General features: G+C 69.2%; 22 protein-coding genes. 7 read left to right on the top strand and 15 right to left on the bottom strand.

Going from position 1 to position 21,071, the window contains the following annotated elements:
- The first annotated feature begins 38 nt into the window (after positions 1-38).
- Genes lgt through AC06FD_RS15260 form a run of 3 tightly spaced genes read left to right on the top strand, consistent with a single transcriptional unit; the run spans position 39 to position 2,217 of the window.
- Positions 39-929: a prolipoprotein diacylglyceryl transferase gene (gene lgt, locus AC06FD_RS15270; RefSeq protein WP_259209123.1), complete on the top strand. Its 891-nt coding sequence runs from the start codon at positions 39-41 to the stop codon at positions 927-929.
- Positions 926-1,720, top strand: a complete 795-nt coding sequence (locus AC06FD_RS15265; RefSeq protein ID WP_259209122.1) for a thymidylate synthase — start codon at positions 926-928, stop codon at positions 1,718-1,720. The genes lgt and AC06FD_RS15265 overlap by 4 nt, the downstream gene beginning before the upstream one ends.
- Before the next feature lie 5 nt (positions 1,721-1,725).
- A complete protein-coding gene (locus tag AC06FD_RS15260; RefSeq protein WP_259209309.1) occupies positions 1,726-2,217 on the top strand; it encodes a dihydrofolate reductase in 492 nt (163 codons plus the stop codon).
- Positions 2,218-2,236: 19 nt separating this feature from the next.
- Here the strand turns inward: AC06FD_RS15260 and AC06FD_RS15255 are convergent, their stop codons facing one another.
- The 11 genes from AC06FD_RS15255 to AC06FD_RS15205 all read right to left on the bottom strand — a co-directional run bounded on the left by AC06FD_RS15255 (position 2,237) and on the right by AC06FD_RS15205 (position 12,818).
- On the bottom strand, positions 2,237-2,821 hold the full coding sequence (locus tag AC06FD_RS15255) for a hypothetical protein (RefSeq protein WP_478078263.1): 585 nt from the start codon (positions 2,819-2,821) through the stop codon (positions 2,237-2,239).
- Between the two features lie 14 nt (positions 2,822-2,835).
- Positions 2,836-3,483, bottom strand: a complete 648-nt coding sequence (locus tag AC06FD_RS15250; RefSeq protein WP_478078262.1) for a DUF1287 domain-containing protein — start codon at positions 3,481-3,483, stop codon at positions 2,836-2,838.
- Entirely contained in the window at positions 3,480-4,481 is a 1,002-nt protein-coding gene (locus tag AC06FD_RS15245) for a symmetrical bis(5'-nucleosyl)-tetraphosphatase (protein WP_259209114.1), read from the bottom strand. The genes AC06FD_RS15250 and AC06FD_RS15245 overlap by 4 nt, the downstream gene beginning before the upstream one ends.
- Before the next feature lie 13 nt (positions 4,482-4,494).
- Entirely contained in the window at positions 4,495-4,878 is a 384-nt protein-coding gene (gene apaG, locus AC06FD_RS15240; protein ID WP_259209111.1) for a Co2+/Mg2+ efflux protein ApaG, read from the bottom strand.
- A gap of 122 nt (positions 4,879-5,000) precedes the next feature.
- Complete coding sequence (rsmA, locus tag AC06FD_RS15235; protein ID WP_259209108.1) at positions 5,001-5,834, bottom strand: 16S rRNA (adenine(1518)-N(6)/adenine(1519)-N(6))-dimethyltransferase RsmA; 834 nt, start codon at positions 5,832-5,834, stop codon at positions 5,001-5,003.
- Complete coding sequence (gene pdxA, locus AC06FD_RS15230) at positions 5,831-6,811, bottom strand: 4-hydroxythreonine-4-phosphate dehydrogenase PdxA (protein ID WP_478078260.1); 981 nt, start codon at positions 6,809-6,811, stop codon at positions 5,831-5,833. The genes rsmA and pdxA overlap by 4 nt, the downstream gene beginning before the upstream one ends.
- Positions 6,812-6,821: 10 nt before the next feature.
- Positions 6,822-8,177 carry a peptidylprolyl isomerase gene (locus tag AC06FD_RS15225; protein ID WP_259209104.1) on the bottom strand — a complete coding sequence of 452 codons (1,356 nt, stop codon included), beginning with the start codon at positions 8,175-8,177 and terminating at the stop codon, positions 6,822-6,824.
- Positions 8,174-10,600 (bottom strand): LPS-assembly protein LptD, encoded by a 2,427-nt coding sequence (gene lptD / locus AC06FD_RS15220; protein ID WP_259209101.1) that lies wholly within the window; start codon positions 10,598-10,600, stop codon positions 8,174-8,176. Before lptD ends, AC06FD_RS15225 begins: the two co-directional genes overlap by 4 nt.
- A gap of 120 nt (positions 10,601-10,720) precedes the next feature.
- A complete protein-coding gene (locus AC06FD_RS15215; protein ID WP_394164610.1) occupies positions 10,721-11,632 on the bottom strand; it encodes a histone deacetylase family protein in 912 nt (303 codons plus the stop codon).
- 34 nt (positions 11,633-11,666) lie between these two features.
- Positions 11,667-12,221: a cob(I)yrinic acid a,c-diamide adenosyltransferase gene (locus AC06FD_RS15210; protein ID WP_259209097.1), complete on the bottom strand. Its 555-nt coding sequence runs from the start codon at positions 12,219-12,221 to the stop codon at positions 11,667-11,669.
- A gap of 12 nt (positions 12,222-12,233) precedes the next feature.
- Complete coding sequence (locus AC06FD_RS15205) at positions 12,234-12,818, bottom strand: hypothetical protein (RefSeq protein ID WP_478078333.1); 585 nt, start codon at positions 12,816-12,818, stop codon at positions 12,234-12,236.
- 95 nt (positions 12,819-12,913) lie between these two features.
- On the opposite strand from AC06FD_RS15205, the gene ubiH reads away from it, so the two are divergent.
- The gene (gene ubiH, locus AC06FD_RS15200; protein WP_478078259.1) at positions 12,914-14,119 is read left to right on the top strand and encodes a 2-octaprenyl-6-methoxyphenyl hydroxylase; all 1,206 of its coding nucleotides are present in this window, start codon (positions 12,914-12,916) and stop codon (positions 14,117-14,119) included.
- Positions 14,116-15,291: a UbiH/UbiF family hydroxylase gene (locus AC06FD_RS15195; RefSeq protein ID WP_259209092.1), complete on the top strand. Its 1,176-nt coding sequence runs from the start codon at positions 14,116-14,118 to the stop codon at positions 15,289-15,291. Before ubiH ends, AC06FD_RS15195 begins: the two co-directional genes overlap by 4 nt.
- Positions 15,292-15,313: 22 nt before the next feature.
- Here AC06FD_RS15195 and AC06FD_RS15190 read toward each other — a convergent pair whose 3' ends face one another.
- The 4 genes from AC06FD_RS15190 to AC06FD_RS15175 form a co-directional block, all read right to left on the bottom strand.
- Positions 15,314-15,709, bottom strand: coding sequence for an EF-hand domain-containing protein (locus tag AC06FD_RS15190; protein WP_478078258.1), 396 nt, complete (start codon positions 15,707-15,709; stop codon positions 15,314-15,316).
- 67 nt (positions 15,710-15,776) lie between these two features.
- Complete coding sequence (gene rlmM, locus AC06FD_RS15185; RefSeq protein ID WP_259209087.1) at positions 15,777-16,823, bottom strand: 23S rRNA (cytidine(2498)-2'-O)-methyltransferase RlmM; 1,047 nt, start codon at positions 16,821-16,823, stop codon at positions 15,777-15,779.
- Between the two features lie 24 nt (positions 16,824-16,847).
- Positions 16,848-17,408 (bottom strand): nucleoside deaminase, encoded by a 561-nt coding sequence (locus AC06FD_RS15180; RefSeq protein ID WP_478078257.1) that lies wholly within the window; start codon positions 17,406-17,408, stop codon positions 16,848-16,850.
- Between the two features lie 88 nt (positions 17,409-17,496).
- On the bottom strand, positions 17,497-19,245 hold the full coding sequence (locus tag AC06FD_RS15175; protein WP_259209084.1) for a glutamine--tRNA ligase/YqeY domain fusion protein: 1,749 nt from the start codon (positions 19,243-19,245) through the stop codon (positions 17,497-17,499).
- Between the two features lie 328 nt (positions 19,246-19,573).
- On the opposite strand from AC06FD_RS15175, the gene AC06FD_RS15170 reads away from it, so the two are divergent.
- On the top strand, positions 19,574-19,840 hold the full coding sequence (locus tag AC06FD_RS15170) for a putative signal transducing protein (RefSeq protein ID WP_259209082.1): 267 nt from the start codon (positions 19,574-19,576) through the stop codon (positions 19,838-19,840).
- Positions 19,841-19,870: 30 nt separating this feature from the next.
- The gene (msrA, locus tag AC06FD_RS15165) at positions 19,871-20,521 is read left to right on the top strand and encodes a peptide-methionine (S)-S-oxide reductase MsrA (RefSeq protein ID WP_259209307.1); all 651 of its coding nucleotides are present in this window, start codon (positions 19,871-19,873) and stop codon (positions 20,519-20,521) included.
- Positions 20,522-21,071 lie beyond the last annotated feature (550 nt).

Raw genomic sequence — 21,071 nt, 5'->3', positions numbered from 1 at the left:
CGGGCTTAGAATACCCGCTGACCTGCAAGGCATCGCCCATGATCTATCTCCACGACATCGACCCTATCGCCCTTTCGCTCGGGCCGATCAAGGTGCATTGGTACGGCATCATGTATCTGCTCGGCTTCACCGCCGCCTGGTGGCTGGGGCGCAAGCGGATCGCCGCCGGGCGCCTGCCGGGGGTGGATGCCAACGGTTTCTCCGACCTGCTGTTCTACGCCATGCTCGGCGTGGTCGTGGGCGGTCGCGTGGGCTACATGCTGTTCTATGCGCTGTCGGACTTCCTGCACAACCCGCTGATCCTGTTCAAGGTCTGGGATGGCGGCATGAGCTTCCACGGCGGCCTGCTCGGCGTGCTGTTCGCCTCGTGGTACTGGTCGCGCAAGCACCGCCTGCACCTGTTCGACACCATCGATTTCATGGCCCCGCTGGTGCCGCTGGGGCTGGGGTTCGGCCGCATCGGCAACTTCATCGGCGCCGAACTGTGGGGCAAGTACACCGACGGCACCTGGGGCGTGGTGTTTCCCAGCGGCCTGCCGGAGCCGCTCACCCAGCTGGACATGACCATGCTGCGGGCGCAGTTCGCCACCGGCGCGCTCAACGAATACGCCCGCCATCCCTCGCAGCTGTATGAAGCGCTGCTGGAAGGCCTGGTCATGTTCGTGGTGCTGTGGACGGTGTCGGCCAAGCCGCGCCACCGCTATGTCATCGCCGGCCTGTTCGCGTTGATGTACGGCGCGTTCCGCTTCGCGGTGGAGTTCGTGCGCATGCCCGACAACGGCCTCTACGTCGCCTTCGGCTGGCTGACCAAGGGCCAGCTGCTGAGCCTGCCGCTGATCGCCTTCGGCCTGGTGCTGCTGGCGTTGTCGCGCCGTGCCCCGGTGCTGCAGCCGGTGCTGCCGGCGCAGCCCGCCGGAGCCCGCGCATGAAACCCTACCTGGACCTGCTGCAGCACGTGCTGGACCACGGCACGGATAAATCCGACCGTACCGGTACCGGCACCCGCAGCGTGTTCGGCTGGCAGATGCGCTTCAACCTCGGTGACGGCTTCCCGCTGGTCACCACCAAGAAGCTGCACCTGCGCTCGATCATCCATGAGCTGCTGTGGTTCCTGAAGGGCGATACCAACATCGGCTACCTCAAGGACCACCAGGTGCGGATCTGGGACGAGTGGGCCGATGCCAACGGCGACCTCGGCCCGATCTACGGCAAGCAGTGGCGCAGCTGGGCCACTGCCGACGGCGGCAGCATCGACCAGATGCAGTGGCTGGTGGAGGAGATCAAGCGCAACCCGGACTCGCGGCGGCTGGTGGTCAGTGCCTGGAACGTGGGCGAGCTGTCGCAGATGGCGTTGATGCCGTGCCACAACCTGTTCCAGTTCTACGTGGTCGACGGCAAGCTCAGCTGCCAGCTCTACCAGCGCAGCGGCGACATCTTCCTCGGCGTGCCGTTCAACATCGCCAGCTACGCGCTGCTCACCCACATGGTGGCGCAGGCCACCGGGCTGGGCGTGGGCGATTTCGTGCATACCCTCGGCGATGCGCACCTGTACTCGAATCATGTCGAGCAGGCCCGCGAGCAGCTGGCCCGTGAACCGCGCGCGCTGCCCACCCTGTGGTTGAACCCGGACGTGACCGATCTGTTCGGGTTCCAGTTCGATGACATCCGCATCGACGGCTACGATCCGCATCCGGCGATCAAGGCGCCGGTGGCGGTGTGAGCGCGATGAAGCTGTCGCTGATCGCCGCGCTCGACCACGACCATGGCATCGGCCATGACAACCAGCTGCCGTGGCAGCTGCCGGACGACCTCAAGCGCTTCAAGGCGCTGACCCTGGGCAAGCCGATCCTGATGGGACGCAGGACGGCCGAGTCGCTCGGCCGCGCGCTGCCCGGACGGCCCAACCTGGTGCTGACCCGCAGCGGGCAGGTGCCGTTCGCGGGCATGCAGGCGGTGGCGTCGATCGAACAGGCGCTGCAGTATGCCCGCGAGGCCGGCGCGGACGAGTTGTGCGTGATCGGCGGGGGCGAGATCTACCGGCTGGCGATGGCGCAGGCCACCGACCTGCACCTGACCTGGGTGGATACCACCGTGCAGGCCGACACCCACTTCCCGCCGGTGGCAATGGAGCAGTGGATCGAGGTCGCACGCGAACACCACCCCGCCGATGCGCGGCATGCGCTGGCCTTCGACTTCGTGGATTACCGCCGGCGCTGAGTGCGATGGCGGTGCGTGCTCAACCCCGCGGTTTGATCGCCAGCAGGGCAAGCGAGGCGGCCACCCGGGTCGGATCGGCGCCCTGTTGCAGCGCCTGGCGCAGGCAGGCCTGGTCCTGCGCGCTCAGCGCGGCGTGTTGCTGCAGCCCGGCGGTCGGGTCACGCGCGGGCGCCTGCAGCAGGGCCGACGGTTCGGCAAAGCGCTCGAACCACGGCAACAGGATGGTCGTCACGTAGCGCGCCAGGTCGGCATGGCATCGCGCCTCGCCGTCTCCGGAGGCCACGTTGAAGCGCAGGTGGAAGCGTGCATCACGCAGCACCAGCAGCGCATCGCGGGTGTCCGGACCGTTCAGGGCCAGCGCGGGGAAGTCGCTGTCCAGCACCCGGATGCCGGCCTGGAGCTGGATCTCGACCGTGTTGCGGATGCGTGCGCGGCCCGCGCCGTCGCGCTGTACGAAGACGAACGCGGCGGTATCGGCACGGCGCTGCACCCAGAGCGTCTTGCGGGTGCGCTCGAAGCCGGCGGGCGCCAGCAGCGCATCCACGCCGGCGTGGGCGCGTGCCAGCGCCGCGTTGACGTCGCCAAGGGAAGCCAGTTCGGGCATGCGGTTGCCGGCGCTCAGGCGGGCGGCCGGTAGTGGCCGATGATGGGGTGGGCGAACAGCAGGTCTTCTTCCTGCGTGCCGCGGGCGATGTTGTGCAGGATCAGCGGGGTGCCGTCGCCGCGCCGGCGGTCGGAGACGATGCCCACGTGCAGCAGGCCGCTGCCGGTGAGTTTCCAGGCCACGATATCGCCGGCGGCGAAGTCGGCCGGGTGCGCGGAGGCCGGTTGCTGCCAGCCCTGCCGCTCGAACCAGCGCATCAGGTTGGGGACGCGACGATGGTCGATGTTGCGGTCCGGCCGCGACAGGCCCCATAGCGCCGGGTAAGCATTGAAATGCCCACGCATGTCTTCGTGGATGCGCTGTTGCAGGTCCAGGCCCTGGCTGCGCAGGGCGCGCACGATCACGTCGGTGCACACGCCGCGGTCGAGCGCGACATCACCCCCGGGGTAGGCCAGCACGGTATACGCCGGGTCGTAGCGCAGGGTCTGCCCGACCTGGCTGCGCGCGGCGGCCACCAGCGGGGGCGAGGGAAGGGCGGCGGCGCGCGCCACTGGCCGTGCCGCAGCGGGGCCGGTGGCCACCGCCGGGTCCGGCGCGCGTTGGCAGGCGATGCCCATGCTGGCCACAAGCGCCACCAGCAGCCAGCGCGCCGTCGCCGTCATGCGGGCGTGGGGGTGCTTCCGCCGTTGTCGCCGGCCGGCTCGGGGGCACGGCGCGGCTGCGGGTTGCGCGGTCCACGGTCGCGGCGCTGGCCTTGGCCCTGGCGCGGCGGCCGGGCGCTGCCCTCGCCCTCGGTGGCGGGGCGTCGCGCCGGCGGGCGCGGCGGCGTGACCGGCCGGGGCACGTCACGGCCGGGCACCTGCACCACGCGCAGTTCCTCGGTATCCAGCTGCAGCGCGGTCAGCTTGCCGCCCCAGACCGCGCCGGTGTCGATGGCGTGCACGCCCTGGGTGATGGTCAGCCCCAACGCGGACCAGTGGCCGCACACGATCTTCAGGTCGCGCTCGGCGCGGCCGGGCACTTCGAACCACGGGTACAGCCCCTGTTCCTGGGTGCCCGGTGTGCCCTTGTCCTCGATGCCGATCCGGCCACGCGGGGTGCAGTAACGCATGCGCGTGAACAGGTTGATGATCGCGCGCGAGCGGTCGTAGCCGGACAGCCCCGGCGACCAGCTCGGCTTGTCGCCGTACATGTTGCGGAACAGCTTGCGATAGCCGCTGCCGTGCAACTGCACCTCCACCTCGCGGGCATGCTTCTCGGCGAGCTGGGTGGTCCACTTGGGCGCCAGGCCGGCGTGGATCATCATCCAGCCCAGGTCGCGGTCGATATGCAGCAGCTTCTGCAGGCGCAGCCACTCCAGCAGCTCGTCGCGGTCCTCGGCCTGCACGATGCGCAGCAGGTCCGGGTTGACCTTGCGCTGCTCTTCCTCGGTGCGCGCACCGACGGCCAGCAGGCTCAGGTCATGGTTGCCCAGCACCACCACGCTGCTCTCGCGCAACGAATGGACCAGGCGCAGGGTTTCCAGGGACTGGCCACCGCGGTTGACCAGGTCGCCGCAGAACCACAGCGTGTCCGCCGCCGGGTCGAAGCGGATTTTTTCCAGCAACCGCTGGGTGACGTCGTAGCAGCCCTGCAGGTCGCCGATGGCCCAGACACTCATGCGCGCGCCTCCATCAGTGCAGTGTGCGTGGAACGGTCAACACGAACGGCGCGATCGGTGCGGCGAACTCGGTGCCATCGTCGGCCACCATGTCGTAGTGCCCCTGCATCGTGCCGTGTTCGGTTTCCAGCATGACACCGGAGGTGTAACGGAAGTCTTCACCCGGGCGCAGTCGCGGCTGCTCGCCGATCACCCCGTCACCGTCCACATGTTCCGTGCGTCCATTGGCATCGGTGATGCGCCAGTGGCGCGCCACCAGGCGTGCAGCGACACGGCCGCCATTGTGGATGCGGATCGTGTAGGCGAACGCATAGCGCCCGTCCTCCGGCGTGGACTGGTCGTCGAGGAAACGCGGAGCGACCTCGACCGAGATCGCGTAGTGTGCAGCGTCGTTCATGCAGGCAGTTTAGAGAATGTCGTGCAGTTTGAGGTGAGCGCGCCCATCGATGACGCGCCCACGGCTGGGAATTCAGGCAGTTCTGCGTGCCAGCGGCCGGTCAAGGCCACGTGGCGCGGCGTTCATCCCTGCGCCGGCGCGTCGCCGTCGAGGCGGGGCACGTTGGCCAGTGCGATGAACTGCGCCACCTCCAACTGCTCGGCACGCGCATCGCTGCGCACGCCGGCGGCCTCGAACTGCTCGGGCGTGCACACCCCGTTCAAGGCATTGCGCAGGGTCTTGCGGCGCTGGCCGAAGGCGGCCCGGACCACGTCGGCGAAACGCCTGCGGTCCACGATGCCGACCGTGGCCGGGTCGCGCGGGATCAACCGCACCACGGCCGAATCGACCTTCGGCGGCGGCCGGAAGGCGCCCGGCGGCACCACGAACAGCGCGGTGACCTTGCAGAACGCCTGCAGCATCACGCTCAGCCGGCCATAGACCTTGCTGCCCGGATCGGCGGCCATGCGGTCGACGACTTCCTTCTGCAGCATGAAGTGCATGTCGGTGATCACCGAGGCGTGGTCCAGCGCGTGGAACAGGATCGGCGAGGAGATGTTGTAGGGCAGGTTGCCGACCAGCCGGATCCGGCCGCCGGCGGCAAGTTCGGTGAAGTCCACCTGCAGCACGTCGCGGTGGATGATGGTCATCTCGCCCAGCGGCTCGGCGGCGGCGGCCAGCGGGCCGACCAGGTCGCGGTCGAACTCGATCACGGTCAGGCGCGGATGGCGGCGCAGCAGCGGCAGGGTGATGGCACCCTGGCCCGGGCCGATCTCGACCAGGCGGTCGTCGTCCTTCGGGTTGACCGCCAGCACGATCCTGTCGATATAGGTGCGGTCGGCCAGGAAGTGCTGGCCGAGCTGCTTTTTGGCCGGTCCGGTGAACCCGGCGGCAGAAGAAGAATACGGTGAAGTCATGGCACCAGTGTACGTTGCCGCGCCAGCCGGGCACACAGGCCGGTGGCAGCGAAGAGGCTGGACGGGTCGGCGACGCCGCGGCCGGCCAGGTCCAGCGCGGTACCATGGTCGACCGCCACGCGCGGGTAGGGCAGGCCCAGGGTGATGTTGACCGCCTGCTCGAACCCGCTGTACTTGAGCACCGGCAGGCCCTGGTCGTGGTACATGGCCACCACCGCGTCAACGCCGGCCAGCCTGGCCGGCAGGAAGGCGGTATCGGCCGGCAGCGGCCCGACCAGGTCCATGCCTTGCCCGCGCAGGCGGTCCAGCAGCGGAATGATCAGGTCCAGTTCTTCGCGGCCCAGGTGGCCGTCTTCGCCGGCATGGGGATTGAGCCCGAGCACGGCGATGCGCGGGGCGGCGATGCCGAACTGGCGCTGCATGGCGCTGTGCACGGTCTCCAGGGTGTGCGCCAGGCCCTCGGCGGTGATCGCGTCGGCGACGGCGCGCAACGGCAGGTGGGTGGTGGCCAGGGCCACCCGCACGATGTCGTTGGCCAGCATCATCACCACCGCCACCCCGGCCTGGTCGGCCAGCAGTTCGGTGGTGCCGCTGTAGGCGATCCCGCCCTGGTTGATGACGGCCTTGTGCACCGGCCCGGTCACCACCCCGTCCAGCTCGCCGGACAGGCAGGCCTGGCCGGCCTGCAACAGCGCGCCGATCACGGCGCCGGCGTTGGCCGGGTCCGCTTCGCCGAACCGGGAGGGGCGGGCATTGGGCACCGCGCGCAACCGCAGATCGCCCGGCTGGCGGGCGATGGCATCTTCAGGCAGGAGCTGCAGGGGCAGCGACAGCGCCGCGGCGGCGGCGTGCAGGGTATCGGGGTCGGCGAAAGCGAGCAGCCGGCAATCGGTGCGCGGCTGCTGGGCCAGGCGGACGCAGAGTTCAGGGCCGATCCCGGCGGGCTCGCCCGGTACCAGAGCGAGCTGCGGGATCATCGGCCAGACCTCAGGACTGCGGCGGCGGGGTGGTGGAGGTAGCGCCGTCGGCGTTGTCGGCGCCGGTGCGCAGATTCACATAGGCTTCGCCGCGCAGTTCCTGCAGGAAGCGGTTGTACTCTTCTTCCAGCTTGCGACGACCGATGGTCTCGCGGATCTGGGCGCGCTGGTTGTCGGTGGTGGCATCGGTCTGGCGCGTGGCAACGCGCTGCACGATGTGCCAGCCGGCATCGGTGCGGAACGGCTGGCTGACGCCGCCGTCGGCCACGCCGCTGACCTGCTTGCCGAAGTCCGGACCGAACGCGTCGGCCGGGAACCAGCCCAGATCGCCGCCCTGGCCCTTGCTGTTGGTGTCCTCGGAGGATTCCTTGGCCACTTCCTGGAAGTCGGCGCCGCCGGCGATGCGGGCACGCAGGGTGTCGATCTTGGCCTTGGCCGCGGCGTTGTCCTGCTGGTCGGTGACGCGCACCAGGATATGGCGGCCGTGGTACTCGGTGATGCTCTGGCCACCGGCGGCGGCGCTGGCATCGCGCACTTCCACCAGCTTGAGCAGCTGGAAGCCACTCGGGCCGCGGATCGGGCCGACCACGTCGCCGGCCTTCATCTTGGTCATCATCTGCGCGAACGCGTTGGGGATTTCATCCAGCGAACGCCAGCCCAGGTCGCCGCCTTCCAGCGCGTTGGGGCTGTCGGAGTAGCGCACCGCGGCAGCGTTGAAGTCCAGCTCGTTCTTGTCCAGCAGTGCCTTGACGCCATCGGCCTTCTTCTGGCCGGTGCTGATCTGGTCAGCGGTGGCGCCTTCGGGCAGGGCGATCAGGATGTGCGCCAGGTGGTACTGGTTGCCCACGGTGGCCTGCTGCTTCAGCGCGGCATCCACTTCGCCCTCGCTGACGCTGATGCGGCTCTGCGCGAAGCTCTGGCGCAGGCGCTGCACGGTGATTTCATCGCGCACCGAGGCACGGAAATCGTTGAAATCGATGCCGTCGCGCGCCAGCCGCTGGCGCAGGGCGTCCAGGTTGGACCCGTTCTGCTGGGCGATCGTGTTCAGGGCCTGGTTGAGCTCCTGGTCACCGACCTTGATCCCGCTGCTCTCGGCGCGGGCCACCTGCAGCTTGACCAGCACCAGGCGCTCGAGCACCTGGCGGCTGAGTACCTCATCCGGCGGCAGCTGGTTCTCGCGGCCGGCGTACTGCGCCTTGATGTTCTGGATCGCGCGGTCCAGCTCGCTCTGCAGCACGACGTCCTCATCGACGATGGCGGCAATGCGATCCAGCGGCTGGCTCTGCTGCGCCAGCACCTGCAGCGGTGCGGAGACGGTGGACACCGCCAGCAGGGAAGCGAGTAGAACGGGAAGGGTCTTGGTCATGGGATCAGGTTCGGATCGTAGTCGTCGCGGTCAGCCCCGGTATTGCTGGGCGGCACGAGATAGAGGTCGTCTCGGTAGTAGCCGAGAATAGCACGGCGCAAGGTGCGGTCCGTGTTCTGGCCGATGGAGCTCAGGCCCTTGAGCACGAACTCGATCTGGAAGGAATTGTTCAGGTCTCCCTCGCGGTTGCGCACGTAGCGGCGGGCAATCGCGCGGACGGCCAGGCAGCAGCTGTCCCACTGCACGCCACCGATGATTTCCAGCGGCTTCTTGTCTTCGATGGAGTAGTAGTAGCGCCCCACCAGGCTCCAGCGCGGGCTCAGCGGGTACAGGAAGGACAGGTCGGCCTGCTTGAGCAGGTCGGTGCCATCGGGGTTGAGGCGGTGGCGGTAGGTGATGTTGACGATGCCGTCGTTGGACATCAGGTAGCGCGCGCGCACGCTGGCCAGGTCCTCGCGCTTGTACTTGGGGTCCCACTGGTAGGTGGCGCCCAGGTTCCAGCGGTCGTTGATGGCGTAATTGGCATCAGCGATCCAGGCCGACTTGCCCTGTTCCACCGGCGACTGCGCGTTGTTGATGGTCACCCGCGAGTCGTCGAAGTACAGGATCTGGCCGATGCTGCCCGAGAAACGCTCCTTGCCGGTGGTCTGGTCGATGAAGCGGGTGCTCAGCGCCATGGTCAGCTGGTTGGCATCGTTCTGGCGGTCCGCGCCGGTATAGCGCGAATCGCGGAACAGCTGGCCCCAGCTGAAGGTGAAGTCGCGGGTATCGAAGATCGGCAGGTCGCTCTGGTCGCGGTAGGGCGTGCGCAGGTAGAACAGGCGCGGCTCCAGCGTATGCAGGAACGACTTGCCGCCGATGGTGGTTTCGCGGTCGAAGAACATGCCCGCGTCCAGGCTGGCGATCGGCATGCTGCGGCTGGGCGAGGTGTTGCCGCGCAGCTGCTCCGGGGTGGCGTTGGCGATTTCCTCGGCAGTCATGTTCTGCAGGCGGATCTGGTCAGCCAGCCCACGGTCCAGTTCATAGCCGGTGTAGCGGTAGGCCAAGGTCGGGGTCACATACCAGGCCGCGCCACTGAAGGGCATGGACACATACGGCTTGATGTCCAGTCGCGAGCCACCGAACATCTCGGTGCGGGTCCCGTCGCGCACGTACTCGCCGTCGGCATCGACGATCTTGCCGTTGATGTCCTTGTGGGTGAAGCGCACGGCCTCGGCGTACACGCCGGTCTCCAGCCACGGCAGGACCGGCTTGTCCCAGGTGAAGAAGGCGCGCGGCTGGCGCGCGTAGGGCAGCGCGGCTTCGGTCAGGGTGTAGTCGGTCAGCTGCCAGTAGTCGGCCATCAGGCCGCCGGTCCAGTTTTCCCCGGTGCCGTAGATGCCCACCTGGCTCTGCAGGTTGGACGCGGTCACCCCGAGCAGGCGGTTGGCGAAGTCTTCGGTGTAGCGCTCGTCACTGACCCAGGCCAGGTTGGCGCGGGCCTGCCAGTGCGAATTGAGGTTGTGGTAGCCGCCGAACTCGAACTGGCCACGATCGCGATCGCGCAGCTTGTCGTTGGGCAGGTAGCTGGTTTCCAGCTCGCCGCGGCCACCGTCGTACAGATAGCGGAACTCGTTGGTCAACATCAGGCCGCGCTTGCTCATGTAGCGCGGGGTCAGGGTGTCGTCGTAGTTCGGTGCCAGGTTGAAGTAGATCGGCTGGGCATAGTCGAAGCCGTTGCGGCCGGACAGGCCGATCTGCGGGTAGAGCAGGCCGGTCTGGCGACGGTCGTCGATCGGGAACTTGAAGTACGGCGCCCACAGCACCGGCACGTTGCCGATCCGCAGCACCGCGTTGCGCGCGGTACCGAAGCCTTCGTCGTTGTCCACTTCGATCTGCGGCGCGGTCAGCTTCCAGACCGGCTGCGACGGGTCGCAGGTGGTGTAGGTGGAGCGGTGCATCTGCCCCACCGCGCCCTGCAGGTCGACCGATTCGGCCACGCCGTTGCCGCGGCGGGACACCAGCTGGTACTGGATGTCGCTGATCTTGTGGGTGTCCGCGTCCTGGTTGCCTTCGGCGCGCTTGGCCACCATCCGGATCGAGGAGTCCTGGTAGCGGACATTGCCCTCGGCGATGTAGTTGCCGCTCTCGGTGTCGAAGCTCAGGTGGTCGGTGCCCAGGAACTGGTCGCCGCGTTTGATCGCGACATTGCCCTGGTACTGCGGCACCGTGGTGGTGCCGAACAGCTGGTCCCCCTCGATGTCGGTGTCCTGCTGGTCGCGGGTGGCGGCAGCAGCCTTGTCGGCTTTGGGCGCATCGTCAAAGACTGGCAGGACGTCGGTGGCTGGGCACAGGCCCCAGTTCACCGGTTTGTCGTCGGCCAGGGCCGGCAGGCAGATGGCGATGCTCAGGGGGAGAGGCAGCAGGCGGAGGGCTCGGCGCACGCGGTAGTCGGATTCGGGCGAAAACGGATCGTAGCTTGCCCCATCCCTTGCATAGGGGCAATGAAGGCCTTGCCCGGGAAGAGGTTCAGGTTCATGCGCGGCCACCCACCGCGCCGTGGCTCAGCGCAGTTGGCCGACGTGGGCCACCGCGCATTCGGCCAGCGCCTGCAGGTCGTAACCGCCCTCCAGCATCGACACCACCCGGCCGCCGCCATGCCGGCGCGCGAGGCCCCGCAGCTCGGCGGTGATCCAGGCGAAATCCTCGGTCTCCAGCATCAGGTCGGCCTGCGGATCGCGCAGATGTGCGTCGAACCCGGCCGAGATCAGCAGCAGCTGCGGGCGGAAGTCGTCGATGGCCGGCAGCATCTCGTCGGCCCAGGTGTTGCGGAAGCGGAAGCCGCCGCTGCCGGGCGGCAGCAGGATGTTCATCAGGTTGCCCGCGCCGCGGTCGCGGCGCAGGCCCGAGTTGGGGAACAGCCCGGCCTGGTGGGTGCTGTAGTACGCCACGCCGGGGTCGGCCATGAAGATGTCCTGGGTGCCGTTGCCGTGGTGCACGTCGAAATCGACGATGGCAATGCGCTCCAGGCCATAGCGGTCGCGCGCATAGGCGGCGGCCACGGCGATGTTGTTGAACAGGCAGAAGCCCATCGCGGTGCTGGCCGTGGCGTGGTGGCCGGGCGGTCGCACCGCGCAGAACGCCACCGGGTCGTCACCCAGCATCACCGCATCCACGGCGGCCACGCCGGCGCCGGCGGCATGCAGGGCGGCACTGGCCGAGCCGGGCGAGGTCAGGGTGTCCATGTCGATCAGGCGCAGCGCATCGGTCTGCGGCTTGAGCACCAGGTCGATCAGTTCGCTGTCGTGGACCCGGGCCAGCTCGCCGAGCTTGGCCGCCGGCGCCTGGCGCCAGTCCAGCAGGTCGGGGAAGGCGGCCTGCAGCGCATCGAGCACCACCTGCAGGCGCTGCGGGGATTCAGGGTGGCCACGGCCGGGATCGTGTTGCAGACAGGCAGGGTGGGTGAAAACCAGCATGCGGGCAGGGGTTCCGGTGGGGTGGCAGGACCGCTCAGGCGTGGCGGCGTTCGTGCCGCCACAGCACCTCGCCGTGGCCATCGGCCCGGGCCAGGACGCGGGCCAGGACGAACAGCAGGTCCGAGAGCCGGTTGAGGTAACCGATCGCCTCGGCGCGGACCGGCTCCAGCCGCGCCAGCGTCACCGTCTCGCGCTCGGCGCGGCGGACGATGGTGCGGGCCAGGTGGCAGCGGGCGGCCGCCTCGCCGCCGGCGGGCAGGATGAACTCCTTGAGCACGGGCAGATCGGCGTTGTACTGGTCCAGCTGGCGTTCCAGAGCCGTCACGTCGGCGGCCTGGATGGCGGCATGGCCGGGAATGCAGAGCTCGCCGCCGAGGTCAAACAGCTGGTGCTGCACGGTGGTGAGCAGGGCGCGCACGTCCTCGGGCAGGGTGACCGCCAGCAGCACGCCAAGCGCCGAGTTGGCCTCGTCCACGGTGCCGTACGCGTTGACCCGGGCCGCATCCTTGGGCACCCGGCTGCCATCGCCCAGGCCGGTGCTGCCGTCATCGCCGGTGCGGGTATAGATGCGCGAAAGCCGGTTGCCCATGGCCGTGCGGACTCAGTGCAGTGCGTCGTGGCGGGCCTGCAGCAACTTGCCCACCTGCTCGGTGGCCAGTTGCATCGCCGCGGCCAGGCCGACATACATCGCCGCGGTACGCAGATAGGGCACGAACCAGTCGCTGTAGTTCTTCAGCCAGCCGGCGACGCTCGGCTCGGCGACGCTGTCGCTGCTCCAGTAGAAGCCGCCCTGCGCGAACAGGTGGCACACCGCCACCGCCGCGACCAGCAGCAGCACGCCCTTGCCCAGGGTGCCCCAGCTCGCGCCGTGATAGCCCTGGCCCAGCAGCATGCCGCCGGCCCACAGCGAGAAATACGCCGGCAGCAGCATCCAGGTGCCGGCCGAGACACAGTAATGCTGCAGGTACTGCTGCCCGCTGCTGCGGATCACCAGCACGTCGACCACGATCGCCAGCACCATCAGCAGCGGAAACGCCCAGCGGGTCCAGCTGCGCAGGTAGAAGCCGCCGATGAAGAACACGGCCCAGGACGCATCCGGGATCGCCATGAAATGGTTGACGCGGGTCGCAGCCATCAGCAGCACGAGCACGGACAGGACGAAGGCGCGGTGGGCGGTGGTGGTCATGGTTGCCACGGGAAGGGGTTCAGCGTTCATTCTAGCGCCTGCTGCGGCAGGCCGCCGCACCCGCCCGCCACGGCCAACCGCTTATCATGGGCGGCATGAGTGAACGACATGATGTAGTGATCGTGGGCGGCGGGTTGGTCGGGGCCAGCCTGGCCATCGCGCTGGACCGCGCCGGGCGCGACGTCGGGTTGGTGGAAGCCACCCCGGCGGGCACGCTGCCGGCGGTGTTCGACCAGCGCAACCTCAGCTTCGCCGCGGCCACGGTCAACGCACTGACCGCCTTGGGCGTGATGCAGCTGCTGGCCACGGCCCCCGGTGCGATCCACCGCATCCATGTCAGCCGCGCCGGCGATTTCGGCCGCGTGCAGATGGACGCCGCGCAGTACCAGCGGCCGTGGTTCGGCCAGGTGGTGGTGGCGCGCGACTTCGGCAACGCGCTGGAAACCCGCCTGCAGGCGCTGGCCGGGCTGACCCGCTACCGTCCGGCGCGGTTCGTGCGCCTGGGCGATACGATCGACGGCTTCCGCCAGGTGGTCATCGCCGATGAACACGGCGAGCGTTGCCTGCTGGCGCGCCTGGTGGTGGGCGCCGACGGCACCCGCAGCGGCGTGCGCGATGCGCTGGGCATCGCGGTGGACGAGCACGACTTCCTGCAGACCCTGTTCGTGGCCCGCGTGCGCAGTGCGCGCGCGCCGGATGGCACCGCCTACGAGCGTTTCACCGATACCGGCCCGACGGCGCTGCTGCCGCGTGGCGACCGCCACTATGGCGTGGTCCATGGCGTGGCCCGCGACGAGGCCGATGCGGTGCAGGCGCTGGACGAGGCGGCATGGCTGCAGCGCCTGCAGGACGCGATCGGCTGGCGTGCCGGGCGTTTGCTGGACAGCGGACCGCGCAGTGCCTATCCGCTGGTGCAGGTGCTCGCCCAGGCGCTGGTCGGCGAGCGCGCGGTGCTGCTCGGCAATGCCGCGCAGACCATCCACCCCCTGGGTGCACAGGGCTTCAACCTGGGCCTGCGCGATGCGCTGACCCTGGCCGAGCTGGTGGCCGCCGCGCAGGACCCGGGCAGCGACGCGCTGCTGCAGGCCCACGTGGAGCGCCGTAGCGAAGACCGCGAGCAGACCATTGCCTTCTCCGGCGGCCTGGCCCGGCTGACCAGCAACCCGGCGCCGCTGATGCGGCCGCTGCGCAGCCTCGGCCTGCTGGCCGCGCAGGCCACGCCGATGCAATCGATGCTGGTCGGCGGCGCGATGGGCTTCCGTGGGCAGGTGCCCGCGCTGTGCCGTGGAGCCGGCGCATGAGCCGGCGCGCGCGCGATGTGATCGTGGTCGGTGGCGGCGTGGTCGGTGCGGCCTGCGCGCTGGCACTGGCCGATGCGGGGCTGGATGTCACCCTCGTCGAGGGGCGCGAACCGACGCCGTGGCAACCCCAACAAGCCGACCTGCGCGTCTACGCATTCGCCCCGGACAACGCGCAGTTGCTGGCCGCGCTCGGGGTGTGGCCGGCGGTCACCGCCGCGCGGGCCTGCGCCTACCGGCGCATGCGCGTGTGGGATGCGGCAGGCGGCGAGGAGCTGCGCTTCGACGCCGATACCCTGGGCCGCGAGCAGCTGGGCTGGATCGTGGAGAACGACCTGCTGGTGGACCGGCTGTGGGCCGCGTTGCCGGCGGCCGGCGTGCACCTGTGCTGTCCGGCGCGGGTCGAGGCGCTGGAGCAGGACGCCGATGGCGTGCGCCTGCGCCTGGACGATGGCCGGCGGCTGGAGGCTGGGCTGGCGATCGCTGCCGATGGCGCCGAGTCCACCCTGCGCCAGTTGGCTGGCCTGGCCGTCACGCGCCAGGACTACGGCCAGCGTGGCGTGGTCGCCTACGTGGACAGCGAGAAAGACAACGAAGCCACGGCATGGCAGCGGTTCCTGGTGACCGGGCCGCTGGCGGTGCTGCCGATCGGGCCGCGCCGCAGCTCGATCGTGTGGACCCTGCCCGATGCCGAAGCCGAGCGCGTGCTGGCATTGGACGAGGCTGCCTTCGGTCGCGAGCTGACCCTCGCCTTTGCCGGTCGCCTGGGCGCGATGACCCTGGCATCCAGGCGCGCGGCCTTTCCCCTGCGTCGGCAGCTGGCCAGCGGCTACGTGGCCGGCCGTGTGCTGGCGCTGGGCGATGCCGCCCACGTGGTGCACCCGTTGGCCGGGCAGGGGGTCAACCTCGGCCTGCGCGATGTCGCGGCGCTACGGACGATGGTGCTGGCCGCGCAGCAGCGCCGGCAGGACTGGATGTCGCCGCATCGGCTGCAGCGCTGGGCCCGCGAGCGCCGCAGCGAAAACACCGTGGCCGCGTACAGCTTCGATGCGATCAACACGGTCTTCTCCAACGACGAGATGCACCTGACCCTGGCCCGTGGCCGCGTGCTGGGCTGCGCGGGCAAGCTGCCGCCGCTGGTATCGATGTTCTGGAAGCGCGCCGCCGGCGTGTAGTGCCGGGCGGTGCCCGGCGGCTTCAATCCACCAGCCAACCGGCCAGGTCGGCCCGATCCAGCCTGCCGCGCCGCTTCACGTCCAGCGCGGTGAACTCATCGGCCAGCGCCGGGTTGGCCTGGGCCTCGGCGCGGCTGATGACGCCATCGCCGTCCACGTCCAGCGCACTGAACGCAAACCGGTATTGCCCGACCACGCTTACCGGCTGCACCGAGCGCACCGTCACCTGCGCTTCGCCCGCGGCGGCGGGCAGGGTCACCTGGTCGGTGACGCGCCCTTCCGACAGCGCCTGCGTGCGCACGCTGGCCGGAACCTCGCGGAGCGGTTCGCTGATCGCTGGCGAGGGCGTGTGAACCTGTGCCGCGGCGAAGACCGGTAGCAGGGACAGCAGCAGGACCCGGGCAGGGCGACGTCGCATGGACACTCCGTTCTTTGACGTGGGGGAGCGCCGGGCATGGCCCGGCGCTGCCGGTGTGGTGCGTGGATCAGCGCAGCGGCGAGGCCAGCACCGTGATTTCTTCGCGGTCGTGGTACAGCTGCTTGGCACGCAGCACCAGCGGCTTGCCGGCCTGTTCCTGGAACAGGTCCAGGCACAGGCGGGTTTCGTCCCAGCGCTTCTTCATCGGCAGTTTGAGATTGAAGATCGCATGCTTGCACCAGCCCTCGCGGAACCAGGTGGCCATGCGCTCGGCCACGCGACGCGGCTGTTCGACCATGTCGCAGACCATCCAGTCCAGCGGCGTCTCCGGCTGCCAATGGAAGCCATCGGCACGCAGGTGCTCGACCAGTCCCGTCTCCAGCACGTGCTCGCGCAGCGGGCCGTTGTCCACGCTGATCACCCGCAGGTGCTGTCGGGTCAACACCCAGGTCCAGCCGCCGGGGGCGGCGCCAAGGTCGGCCGCGCGCATGCCGGGCTTGACCAGCAGTTCGCGCTCGTCCGGGGTCAGCAGGGTCAGCAGGGCCTCATCCAGCTTCAACGCCGAGCGCGACGGCGCGTCGGGCAGCAGCTTCAGGCGCGGAATGCCCAGGGCCCAGGGCGCGCTGTCGCGGGTATCGGCCACGCAGACGAAGGCGTGGCGGCCACCGACGAACACGATGTGCAGGCGCGGCAGCGCGGTGTTGGGCTTGTCGGTGAGCAGCCCGGCCTTGCGCAGCGCCGGGCGCAGCGCATTGCCGAACGCGCGGGCCAGGCCGGCCAGTGGCTTGCCTTCGTCCGAATCGGGGTGCTCCACCCACATGTCACCGAAGCGTTGCTGGCCCTGCAGCGCGGCGACGATCGGGGTGATCCGGTCGGCCGCATCCAGCTGCGGCAGTTCGGCCAGTACCACCATCTTCTGGCGGGCGAAGATCAACGAACGCCACGGCAGCGCCTTGGACAGCGCGGCGCCTTCCTCGGTGGCGAACAGCACGTAGCCATCGTTGCGCTGGGTGCGTGCGTAACCGGCGATGCCGGCATAGGCGGCACGCTCGGTCAGCTCACCGGCCAGTTCCGGCTCGAAGCCCTGGCGGCAGAGACATAGCAGGCCGGTCATGCGCGTGCGCCCGAGGCGCGGCGGTCAGTAATGCGCACCGTTGGTCTCCCCGTACTGGCGCAGCACCGCGCGCGCTGCATCGCGCTCGATATCGCGCACGACCTCGATGCCGCGCGCGTTGAGTTCACCAATCCAGTCGGTCGGCAGCGGGCCTTCGTCGAACGGCGTGAGTTCTTCCACGTCCTGTGCACTGGCCCCGATCAGCAGGCGGTCGATGCCGGCCCAGATGGTGGCGCCATAGCACTGGCAGCAGGGCTGGGAGGACGTGGCCAGGGTGATCGGGCTCAGCACATCGTTCAGGCGCGGGGTCTGCAGGCGCTGCTGGGCCAGCATGTAGGCCATGTTTTCGGCATGCGCCAGCGACGTGGTGTGCGGGACCACCCGGTTGACGCCGACGGCGATGATGCGGTCGTCCGGGCCGAACACCACCGCGCCGAACGGGCCGCCGGTCTGCGCCTCGACATTCAGGCGCGACAGCTCGATCGCCAGCGCGACCTTGTCGGCATCACCGGGATAGGCACGGCCGAGGTCGACATGGTCGTGGATCCAGGCGGGCAGGGTGAGATGGACTTGCGCGTACAGCATCGGGGCGTAAACCTCTTCAAAAAGGGTACAGGCCGCACGTCCACGCAAGGCGTGGACGCTGTTGCCGGCCTGGTGAAACCCGGCCGGCTTACGCCGACCAGGTATCGCGCAGGGTAACGCTGCGGTTGAACACCGGCGTGGCGGCGGTGTGGTCGCGGCGGTCGGCGACGAAATAGCCGGTGCGTTCGAACTGGAACGACTGCTCCGGTGCCGCGCTGGCCGCGGCCGGCTCGACATAGCCGGTGACGGTGCGGCGCGACGCGGGGTTGAGGTAATCGCGGTAGGTCTTGCCCTCGGACTCATCATCCGGGTTGGGCACCGAGAACAGGCGGTCATACAGGCGGATCTCGGCCGGCACCGCATGCACCGCACTCACCCAGTGGATGGTGCCCTTGACCTTGCGGTTGGCGCCTTCCATGCCCGGGCGCGATTCCGGGTCCAGCCAGCCGTGCAGCGCGATGATGGTGCCATCGGCGTCCTTGACCACCTCGTCGCAGCGGATGATGCCGGCGCCGCGCAGGCGCACTTCGCCGCCCGGGACCAGGCGCTTCCAGCCCTTCGGCGGGACCTCGGCGAAGTCCTCGCGTTCGATCCACAGTTCACGGGCGAACGGCACCTCGCGGGTCCCGAACGCCTCGTCCTTGGGATGGTTGGAGAACGTCAGCGTTTCTTCGTGGCCCTCGGGCAGATTGGTCAGCACCAGCTTGATCGGATCGACCACCGCCATGCGACGCGCGGCGGCACTGTCCAGGTCCTCGCGCAGGGCGCCTTCGAGCACGCTGAAATCGATCAGTGAGTTCTGCTTGCTGATGCCGACGCGTTCGGCAAACAGGCGCATCGCCGCCGGGGTGTAGCCGCGCCGACGCAGGCCCTGCAGGGTCGGCATGCGCGGATCTTCCCAGCCATCCACCAGCTGCTCGGTGACCAGCGCCATCAGCTTGCGCTTGCTCATCACCGTGTAGTTGATGTTCAACCGCGAGAATTCGATCTGGCGCGGCTTGGCCGCTTCACGCGGCAGGCCGCGCTCGACCAGCGGGGCGGTCAGCGCGTCGTCGTGGGCGAAATCGACGTTGTCCACGCACCAGTCGTACAGCGGGCGATGGTCCTCGAACTCCAGCGTGCACAGCGAGTGGGTGATGCCTTCCAGCGAATCGCCCAAGGCATGGGCGAAGTCGTACATCGGGTAGATCGGCCACGCATTGCCGGTGTTCTGGTGCTCGACGTGCTTGATCCGGTACAGCGCCGGGTCGCGCAGGTTGATGTTGCCGCTGGCCATGTCGATCTTCGCGCGCACGGTGCGCGCACCGTCGGGGAACTCGCCGGCGCGCATGCGCGCGAACAGGTCCAGGTTTTCTTCCACGCTGCGATCGCGGTACGGCGACGGGCGGCCCGGCTCGGTCAGGGTGCCGCGGTAGGCGCGCACTTCCTCGGCCGACAGGTCGCACACGTAGGCCTTGCCATCGGCGATCAGCTTCTGCGCCGCCAGATAGTAGGCATCGAAGTAATCCGAGGCGTGGCGCAGCTCGTTCCATTCAAAGCCCAGCCAGCGCACGTCGTCCTGGATCGCGGCGACGTACTCGGGGTCTTCCTTGGCCGGGTTGGTGTCGTCGAAGCGCAGGTTGCACACCCCGCCGAACTCCCCGGCGATGCCGAAGTTCAGGCAGATCGACTTGGCATGGCCGATGTGCAGGTAGCCGTTGGGCTCGGGCGGGAAGCGCGTCTTGATCGCGGCATGCTTGCCGGCGGCCAGGTCCTCGCGGACGATCTGACGGATGAAGTCCCGTTTTTCCTGGGTTTCCGGAAGGGCGTCGGTGGGGGCGGCGGTAGGCTCGGACATGATGCGCGGTCGCAGTCTAAAAGGCAGAAAGACCAACAGTTTAGCCTGTCGGGGGCGCGTCATCGCATTCGCGCTGTCGCCCTGCGCGTTGCTGCGCGGATCGCGGGCCGCCTCACCCCCAAACCCCCGAGCCCCCGGCGCCACCCCGGGGCTGCGGGGGCAGGGCGGTCGCTGGTCCTGTCGGTAGCGCCGGCGGTTGGCCGCCTCCAGGTACGGTGCGATGTCCGTGCGGCCGGCCAACCCCCGGCCCCGGCGGGGCGGTCCTCCGGGTCGGTACGCCTTCAGCCCCCGGGCGTATGCTGGGCCGACGCCTTCCCGGAGCCCACCCATGCACGTGATTTACCAGGCCGACAACCTGTTCGACGCCCATCTGGTCAAGCATGCGCTGGAGGATGCCGGGATCCCGGCGTTCGTGTTCGGCGAGTCGCTGCTGGGCGGGATGGGCGAGCTGCCGCTGTTCGGGGTGTTGCGGGTCTGCGTGCCGGACCTGGCCCGGCCAGACGCCGAGGGCATCGTCGCCGGGCTGGACTTGGGCGGGGGCACCGACGACCCCATATTCGACGGAGATGAAAGCGCCGGCCTGTTGCCGGCCTAGGAGACCGCCATGTTGGGAATCGCCAAGGGCTTGTTGGGCATCGGCGCCTTCAAGCAACGCCTGCCACGCCCCGACGAGGCGCTGCCGGGCCGCGCGCACGCGCTGCCGCTGCATAACCAGCACTACGTCAACAGCCACCCGCTCAAGGACGGCTTCGCCGGCCTGCAGCGCATCCGCTTCGCCATGGGCTGCTTCTGGGGCGCCGAACGCAAGTTCTGGACCCTCCCGGGCGTCTACACCACTTCTGTCGGCTACGCCGGTGGCGTCACCCCGAACCCCACCTACGAAGAAGTCTGCTCGGGCCTGACCGGGCATACCGAGATCGTCGAGGTGGTGTTCGACCCGGCGGTCGTCTCCCTGGCCACGCTCCTGCAGGTGTTCTGGGAAAACCACGACCCCACCCAGGGCATGCGCCAGGGCAACGACACCGGCACCCAGTACCGCTCGGCCATCCACGCCACCAGCCAGGCCCAGTTCGATGCCGCCATCGCCAGCCGCGATGCCTACCAGCAGCGCCTGACCGACGCCGGCCACGGGACCATCACCACCGACATCGCCTTCCCGGCCCCCGAGTACTACTACGCCGAGGATTACCACCAGCAGTACCTGGCCAAAAACCCCAACGGCTACTGCGGCATCGGCGGCACCGGCGTCAGCTGCCCGATCGGCGTGGATGCCTGAACCGCCGGCGGGGGAGCGCCGATCCAGGCACGGCTGCTTCCCCACCCACGCACCGCCTGCCCATCGGCCGGGCTGCGCCCGGCCAGCCGAGCATGGCTCGGCTCTACCGGTTACCCACGGCCCCAGGCGGTTCACCCACACGCCCCGGTCAGGCGGTTAGCCAAACGCCCCAGCCGAGCGGTTCACCCAGACGCGCGGCCGTCATGCACGCGGACGGGGAGGTGTCGGCCGCGGTGCCCAGAGGTCTCGATGCGCGCACGCAGATGGGGTGGCCGCGTCCCCGCGCCCCAGCCAGGCGGTTTACCCAAGCGCCCCCAGCCAAGCGGTTTACCCAATCGCCGCGGTCAGGCGGTTTACCCAAACGCCCCCAGCCAGGCGGTTTACCCAAGCACCTCCAGCTAGGCGGTTTACCCAAGCACCTCCAGCCAGGCGGTTTACCCAAACGTCCCGATCAGGCGGTTGACGCCCCATGCAAGCGGCCCACCCAAACGCCCTGGCACTCCCGCTTTCCCAAACGCCCCGGCCAACTGTCGAGGGGGCGGTGTGGGGG

The sequence above is a fragment of the Stenotrophomonas sp. Steno-Z1 genome (assembly GCF_056393175.1).
Note: the sequence above shows the minus strand (reverse complement) of the source record. Positions and strands in the feature narration are given on the sequence as shown.